Annotated in this window: 8 protein-coding genes and 2 pseudogenes; 7 read left to right on the forward strand and 3 right to left on the reverse strand. The window is 41.3% G+C overall.

Annotation, left to right across the window (positions count from 1 at the left end; genetic code table 11):
- Positions 1-16: 16 nt before the first annotated feature.
- Positions 17-493, reverse strand: coding sequence for a hypothetical protein (locus IM507_RS18740; RefSeq protein WP_002755589.1), 477 nt, complete (start codon positions 491-493; stop codon positions 17-19).
- 571 nt (positions 494-1,064) lie between these two features.
- On the opposite strand from IM507_RS18740, the gene IM507_RS18745 reads away from it, so the two are divergent.
- The 6 genes and pseudogenes from IM507_RS18745 (at position 1,065) to IM507_RS18770 (ending at position 4,305) form a co-directional block, all read left to right on the forward strand.
- The gene (locus tag IM507_RS18745; protein ID WP_287637512.1) at positions 1,065-1,460 is read left to right on the forward strand and encodes a peptidoglycan-binding domain-containing protein; all 396 of its coding nucleotides are present in this window, start codon (positions 1,065-1,067) and stop codon (positions 1,458-1,460) included.
- A 12-nt stretch (positions 1,461-1,472) separates the two neighbouring features.
- A pseudogene (locus IM507_RS18750) lies at positions 1,473-1,769 on the forward strand (phage tail tip lysozyme); the annotation flags it as partial.
- A 168-nt stretch (positions 1,770-1,937) separates the two neighbouring features.
- Positions 1,938-2,360, forward strand: a complete 423-nt coding sequence (locus IM507_RS18755) for a hypothetical protein (RefSeq protein ID WP_002792669.1) — start codon at positions 1,938-1,940, stop codon at positions 2,358-2,360.
- A 68-nt stretch (positions 2,361-2,428) separates the two neighbouring features.
- Complete coding sequence (locus IM507_RS18760) at positions 2,429-3,220, forward strand: peptidoglycan recognition protein family protein (protein ID WP_123231210.1); 792 nt, start codon at positions 2,429-2,431, stop codon at positions 3,218-3,220.
- Between the two features lie 38 nt (positions 3,221-3,258).
- Entirely contained in the window at positions 3,259-3,819 is a 561-nt protein-coding gene (locus IM507_RS18765; protein ID WP_016516133.1) for a hypothetical protein, read from the forward strand.
- Positions 3,820-4,062: 243 nt separating this feature from the next.
- Positions 4,063-4,305, forward strand: coding sequence for a hypothetical protein (locus IM507_RS18770; protein WP_002737723.1), 243 nt, complete (start codon positions 4,063-4,065; stop codon positions 4,303-4,305).
- Positions 4,306-4,365: 60 nt separating this feature from the next.
- Here the strand turns inward: IM507_RS18770 and IM507_RS18775 are convergent, their stop codons facing one another.
- Positions 4,366-5,058: a pirin family protein gene (locus tag IM507_RS18775; protein WP_002737203.1), complete on the reverse strand. Its 693-nt coding sequence runs from the start codon at positions 5,056-5,058 to the stop codon at positions 4,366-4,368.
- A gap of 505 nt (positions 5,059-5,563) precedes the next feature.
- A pseudogene (locus IM507_RS18780) lies at positions 5,564-6,207 on the reverse strand (Uma2 family endonuclease).
- Here IM507_RS18780 and IM507_RS18785 point away from each other — a divergent pair.
- Complete coding sequence (locus IM507_RS18785; protein WP_287637514.1) at positions 6,206-6,346, forward strand: hypothetical protein; 141 nt, start codon at positions 6,206-6,208, stop codon at positions 6,344-6,346. The pseudogene IM507_RS18780 and the gene IM507_RS18785 sit on opposite strands and share 2 nt — an antisense overlap.
- Positions 6,347-6,468: the final 122 nt, after the last annotated feature.

A 6,468-nucleotide genomic window follows, 5' to 3' on the forward strand; every position in this document is an offset into this window, starting at 1 on the left:
ACTAGGGTTGGCTTTTTCAGAGCGATTTAGGAGTCACCAACCAGAAAGGTCCGGTTTCCGTGCAGGGAACATCTCGATCGGTTTCGTAAACCACAAGGCCATCTTGCCGATCCAAAACCAGGGCTTCTCCTAGACGGACGTAGGATATAAATGGGCCGAGATAGCGGACAATAGGCTCATCGCTACAGGCTGGCAATACCCGATCGTTAAAATACTCGCACCCCACATCCTCGACGCTTTCATAGTAGCGGATGCTGAGATCATCGATCGCTTTCCCCGGAAAGCGGTCTTGGATAGCTGACCGGAGAAATTCTGGCAGCGGTCGATCGGGCGATAATAATGTGGCAGATTTCATGGCTTTTCCCCCTAAAACTAAAGGAAGCGGGAAACTCTGACAAATGCCTATCCTCTCGGAACTATTCGCTTCCGCTCCCCACCTGGTCAATTTTTTACTAGGGATGGGATCTGGCGCAGGGAGTCCCCTTGTATTCATTGTAACAAATTTCTCCGCAAAGGTTCAGGGCGATACGGTGAGAACAGTTTTTCTTGATTTTTCGTTACAAAGATTGACAAATTTATCCTTTTATTTTGGCGATAATAATAATGGCGTTGCTTAACCGAGGTATAAATACTATCGCTCTTGGAGGGAGTCTGGCAAAAGTCTTACAGTCTCTAAACTCTAGCTCTCTTATGGGGTAAGCCTTCAAGCTATCGCTAACTAACAGAAACCCGAAATTTGAGTTTTTATTAGAAAAAAAGTTAGCGATCACTTGTCAAGCAAGAGTTTCAGAATCTAGATTCGGTCAGGGATTTCCGAAAGTTCCAGAAGAGTGCTATAGCGGTTCTCACACCTGTGTGGCACAGCTAAACCTTTGCTGGGTAAGCTTTTCAACATCTATAATGTACCTCTTGCAAACAGGAAACGCTATAATTTGGCACATATCCACAAGTTAGCTTAGTCCGAGGTTTTAAAAATTGCCTAGAGGACAATTCATAGTTAAAATCGGCAACGCCTCCTCCCAATACTAATTTTCAATAATCTTTTCTTAAGGAGTTTATTTCTCATGACACATCAACATATCATTCTCAAACTCAATGATGGAATTTTCGATACTAAACCGGAAGTCGTTAACGAAGTCAAACGCCTGCAACAAACCCTAAAAGATTGGGGAACTTTAGCGGCAAACGAATCAATAGATGGAAAGTTTGGACCGAAAACTGACGAAGCCGTTAAGCGTTTTCAAGGGAAACACTCTCTCACACAGGATGGTATAGTGGGTCGAAATACCTGGGCGGCACTCTTGAAAGTGCCAATATCAGAAATAGATATTATCCCTCGCCCCAGTGGTGGCCCAGATCAGGGGAATTCACCATTTTCAGGAAATAAAGGAATAATTCACAATGAACTGATAAGTCATGGATTTTCTCCTGTACAATGTGCAGCAATTTTAGGGTGCTAGCAGCAAGAATCTTCGTTTAATCCACGCGCAGAGGAAGGCCCGCCACCAAAGGGATTAGGATTAGCTCAATGGAGTTTTGACCGACGGAAACTTGTACCTGCATTCACGAATAGTGTGGCTACTGACATTCACAATCAAGTCAATCTTTTCGTTCAGGAATTAAATACTACAGAAAAAAAAGCTGGACAGATTTTACGTTCTGCCACAACCCTAGCACAAGCAATGCAAGGAATGAAAGAGTATGAGCGATTCGGAATTGCGGGAAATCGCGAAAAGTTCGCAAAACAAATCTTAAAGGAACTCACATAGTCATCAGTAAGCGATGCTCGGTTTTTGAAGTTCTCTAGATTTGCTCTGCTGACAAAACTATAGGAGAGGGAAATAATAGTGTGTAGTTTACTAAGAAATTAACTCTAGTTCTAACAAAGTTATTATAATCATCTCCTGATAAGCGAAAAGTCAGACTATTACCATAATATGAAATTAACGTTCCCTGATGTGAAATCAACATTCCCTTTAACGGCAATTCTCATTTTTTTGAGTGTTCCGACCTTTTCCCTCAAATCACAAGCTGCACCTCCACCTACTAAAGTAGGACAGTGTAGCAACACTTTTGTTTCTAAGGTAATGACTAGATTACAAGATGCAGTTACCAAGAAACCGATCTTGGGTTCGGGAACATCAATTGAATTTACTAACGGAATCTATCTGGTTTCTTATGACACGGTTCCTGAAGCCGAATCTTCCAAGCCCAGAGATCCAGTAAAATTGTGTTTAATTTCAATTCCGAAAAACTGCCCTCCTGGTGACAATCGAGGAAAAGTTTATACCGTAACTAACCTCAGAACCAAAAAAACATTCACGCTCCCAGATTCTCAGCATAGTTGTGGAGGAGCATAAACAGGTTTATTTTTCAATCCTCTAAACTATTCTAATTTTAACTTACTCTAACTAAGGAGAACAAAAAAATGCCTTTTACTGCCAAAGTGATTACAACTAATGAATGGGGATCAAGACCAGCCGGTCCCTTTGATAAAACAGTGCCTAAATTTATCGTGATTCACCATACCGATAATCAGAATCCCCCTAACGATTCCTCAAAGGGAACAATAGATGGAGCTAAACAATTAGCTCGTGATATTCAAAAATTTCACATGGATAGTAGAGGCTGGAGTGATTCTGGACATAATTTTCTGAATACAACTGGAGGAATTCTTCTAGAAGGAAGACATGGAACTCTTGATGCAGTTAAACAAGGAATGTGCGTTCAATCTGCCCATGCTCGCCAAGACGGAAACCGACTTGCTGGCGGTAATAAGTCTCCTGGAATTGAAAATGAAGGCAACTTCATGACTTTTAAAATGGGACAAAAACAGTGGGATAGTTTAGTAGAATTATGCGTTTCTTTATGTAGCTCTTGCAACATTAGCCCTAAGAATATTCGAGGACATCGAGAGTTTAGTAATACTGATTGTCCGGGGGATTGGTTATTTAGTCAATTACCTCGTTTACGACAGGAAGTTGCTAATAAATTAGGTAGCACAGTTGAAGAAGATGAACCCTTACTTAAACTAGGTTCAATTGGTCAAGATGTTATTGAACTTCAACAAAAACTAACAGATAAAGGCTTTTCTCCGGGGGCAATAGATGGAGATTTTGGAGAAAATACCAAGCAAGCTGTTATTGCCTTTCAACTTTCTGTTGGACTAACTGCTGATGGTATTGTTGGACCTCGTACTCGCAAAGCTTTAGGTTTATAGGCTTAATTTGATGTGTAATTAATTCTATCGAGGTACTTATGACTAGAAAATTTATCGCCTGTAAACAACAAGTCTTCAATCGTGGAGTACCCCCTGATTCGTTTCTGAATGAATTGATCGATTGGGCCAAGCAAGCTCCAGATGATATCTTCACGCCGAATGATAAACACGACATTTACTCCAACGTCAAACCAGAACTCGGACCTTGGCAAGGTGTCCTACACCGCAAGGCAGTCATGCTGGAGGTACTGAGGGTGCTTGGCGGCTTCGAGAGTTCATGGAACTGGAACGAAGGAAGGGACACGACGAATCCTGACTCCAACACCCCTTGCTCGGAAGAAGCTGGAATTTTTCAATGCTCAGGCGATTCGATGGATTTTGACCCTAGCTTGAAAAAGTTGCTCAAAGATACTTCTGGCAAGACGGATTGCGAGACGTTTATCAAAGTCTCGAAAAGCAACCACAAATTCGCTATCGAGTATTGCGCCAGACTTCTGCGGTTTACCGTCAACCATCACGGACCTGTAAAACGAAAGGAAATTAATCCTTGGTTGAAACGCAATGCGGTGGTGGAGTTTCAGGGTTTTCTATCTGATTGAATTTCTGTAAGGGGGTACTAACCCCCCTCAATTTCAAGCTGACGACAAGGAGACTACTCCATGAAAAATCGGCGTTGCTGAATCAAGGTATGAATGCCAACTGTGCAGGTTCCCGTGCAAAAGTTAGTTTGGCTCTAGGTTTTAAAAATACTAGAAAAGAAGATTCATATCTCAAATCAGCAACTCCAGAAGTGGTTTAGTAGTGCCGAATTCTCGTTCCCAATCATTTAGGAGGTAGGAAAGATGACAATTTATGTCACCCGCGAGGGAGATAAACTGGTGGCCGATTCCCCACTGGAATTGGTGGAAAAATTACAACAATGTCAGGGGAGAATGACGGAAACAAGACAGGAATTCATGACTCGGATGGCTGCACAGATGGTGGCCAGCCAAGGCGTTACTGTTCCTATCACCGATCCAGAGAATTTTATCGCCGAGCTAATCCATAACGATTTTCTCAGCGTGGTGGACAGTATTGATGGCTGAAAGTCGGCCGGGGAATTGACGGCAAAACTTCGCCCCTAGGGTTTCTAACACTCAACCCCACTACCCTAGGTCAAAAAGCAAAATTTCCGAGTCTTCTAGAGATTGAATAGCCAAAGAAGTTTCCTCGCTAATTGCCGCTCCATCCCCCGCTCGTAAATGCACGCCATTTAGAGTTATTTGCCCTCTAGCCACTTGTAACCAGCCATAACGACCGGAAGCTAAGGAATGAGTCAGGGACTGGCCTAGGGGCAGAATTCCTGCGTAGAGATTAACGTCTTGATCGACTTTAACCGCGTTACCGGCACCGGTGGGAGAGGCGATTAATTGTAGGGTATGGGGAGAAAATTCGATCGCTTTTTGTTCATAACTGGGTTCTAGATTTTTTTGGTCGGGAATAATCCAAATTTGCAGAAGATGGAGGGGATTAGTGGCAGAATGATTAAATTCACTGTGTTTTATCCCCGTTCCTGCGCTCATCCGTTGAATTTCACCGTGTCGAATCACGGAACCAGTGCCGAGACTGTCTTGGTGTTCTAGTTCTCCCGCCAAAACATAGGTTAAAATCTCCATATTCTGGTGTCCGTGGGTGTGAAATCCTTTTCCCCCAATCACTTTATCCTCATTAATAACTCTGAGACTCCTAAAATTAATCTGTTGGGGATCATAATATTGGGCAAAAGAAAAAGTATGATAGGTATCCAACCAACCATAGTTAGCGTGGCCTCTTTCCTCCGCTTGGCGTATAGTAATCATCAGTTTTCCTCTTTTTTATCTCTATATTCCTAGTATATGAAATCTTGCCAAAAATGAGCAGTAGGCACTTAAAATTCAGATAGTTACTTTAGCTGCTTTTTTAGCACCAAAAGCCTCCTATTGGGAGCTTAGGAAGAATGTAGTTACTTCTTAGAGCAGAGCAAATCATACTAAATCTGGTTATTAAAGACTGATTATTTATTACCCCTTTTGCCTGTTCTCATAAGTAGGCTATACACAACGGATTTAGTATCATCTCGAGAATTGGCAAATATAGCTCGATTTTTGTTTAAGCTGTACTGCATTAAATTGCGTATTGAATAATTTAGTACAAATGCTCAAATTTCTTCTCCCTGCTTCCTTTCCCCCTCTCCCTGGCAGTCTTAAAGAGTTATTTAGATAGTCAACAGCTTATGATTGCGGTAAAAAACCCTAACTATAGCATTTGGGCAGGTTACTTCATAAGTTGCAGTTCAGCTTGCTTGATCAAGATTTCAGGTCAAACTTAAACCAAATCTCGCCAATCTATCCCTAAATCTTGTAATTTTTGAGCCATCTTTTCCGCTACTTCTTCAGGGGTGGGAACGAGTTTACCTTCAGGGGTAAAAAGCGTAATTGGCTGTCATGAACCCCTAAAAATAATTCTAACTGTTGACTCCATAACCAACCCTGTTCATTCGCTGCAATTTCTTCGTATTTTCCTGCCATCAACTGAAACCCCTTAAATTCTAAACTGGTGGGATCAAACCAGAAATAGTTAGGAGTCCAGAAAGTTTCCTGATAAATTTCTTTCTTGAGACCTCGATCGGTTTCTGCCGTTGAATCAGACAAAATATCGATGATGACATGGGGATATTTGCCATCTTCTTCCCACACTACCCAACTTTTACGCGGTTTTCTTGCTACTCCCAAAACCACAAAAAAATCAGGACCCCTAAAATATTCTGATTTACGTTGATTGGGACTGTAATAAATAGTCAGATTACCAAAAGCATAGAAATCTTGGCGGTCTTTCCATAATAACTCTAGTGATTGGATCAAAAGCATCAATTGACGCAGATGTAACTCTGTTTCCATAGGGGATTCATCACTCAGTAAATCACTTTTGGGAAAGATAATTTTCTTTAACTCATCTTCAACAATAACCATGACAACCACTCAATTATTTAACCTTCCCTATTTTAGCTCTTCAGTAGAACGTTCTACTGTTTCCTATCAACCTAATCGTTTAGCAGGATTACGACGCTTTGCCATAGCGATTACCTTTCTCAATAGACCTCTTGCATAATTTTTTTATGGTATAATATAAGGTTTTGCTTTTTTCTCAATTCTTAGATTGAAGTGGAAAAAAGAATAAAATGTGATCTTAGGTCAGGAAATCATCTATAATTTTGCTATGTTTATTAGCAA

The sequence above is a fragment of the Microcystis sp. M20BS1 genome, assembly GCF_020245305.1.
Taxonomy (GTDB): Bacteria; Cyanobacteriota; Cyanobacteriia; order Cyanobacteriales; family Microcystaceae; genus Microcystis; species Microcystis ichthyoblabe_A.

Coding starts and splice junctions, on each gene's coding strand:
- IM507_RS18770 (WP_002737723.1), top strand. CDS start 4,063: ATGACAATTTATGTCACCCGCGAGGGAGATAAACTGGTGGCCGATTCC.
- IM507_RS18785 (WP_287637514.1), top strand. CDS start 6,206: ATGACAACCACTCAATTATTTAACCTTCCCTATTTTAGCTCTTCAGTA.
- IM507_RS18775 (WP_002737203.1), bottom strand. CDS start 5,058: ATGATTACTATACGCCAAGCGGAGGAAAGAGGCCACGCTAACTATGGT.
- IM507_RS18745 (WP_287637512.1), top strand. CDS start 1,065: ATGACACATCAACATATCATTCTCAAACTCAATGATGGAATTTTCGAT.
- IM507_RS18755 (WP_002792669.1), top strand. CDS start 1,938: ATGAAATTAACGTTCCCTGATGTGAAATCAACATTCCCTTTAACGGCA.
- IM507_RS18765 (WP_016516133.1), top strand. CDS start 3,259: ATGACTAGAAAATTTATCGCCTGTAAACAACAAGTCTTCAATCGTGGA.
- IM507_RS18740 (WP_002755589.1), bottom strand. CDS start 493: ATGAATACAAGGGGACTCCCTGCGCCAGATCCCATCCCTAGTAAAAAA.
- IM507_RS18760 (WP_123231210.1), top strand. CDS start 2,429: ATGCCTTTTACTGCCAAAGTGATTACAACTAATGAATGGGGATCAAGA.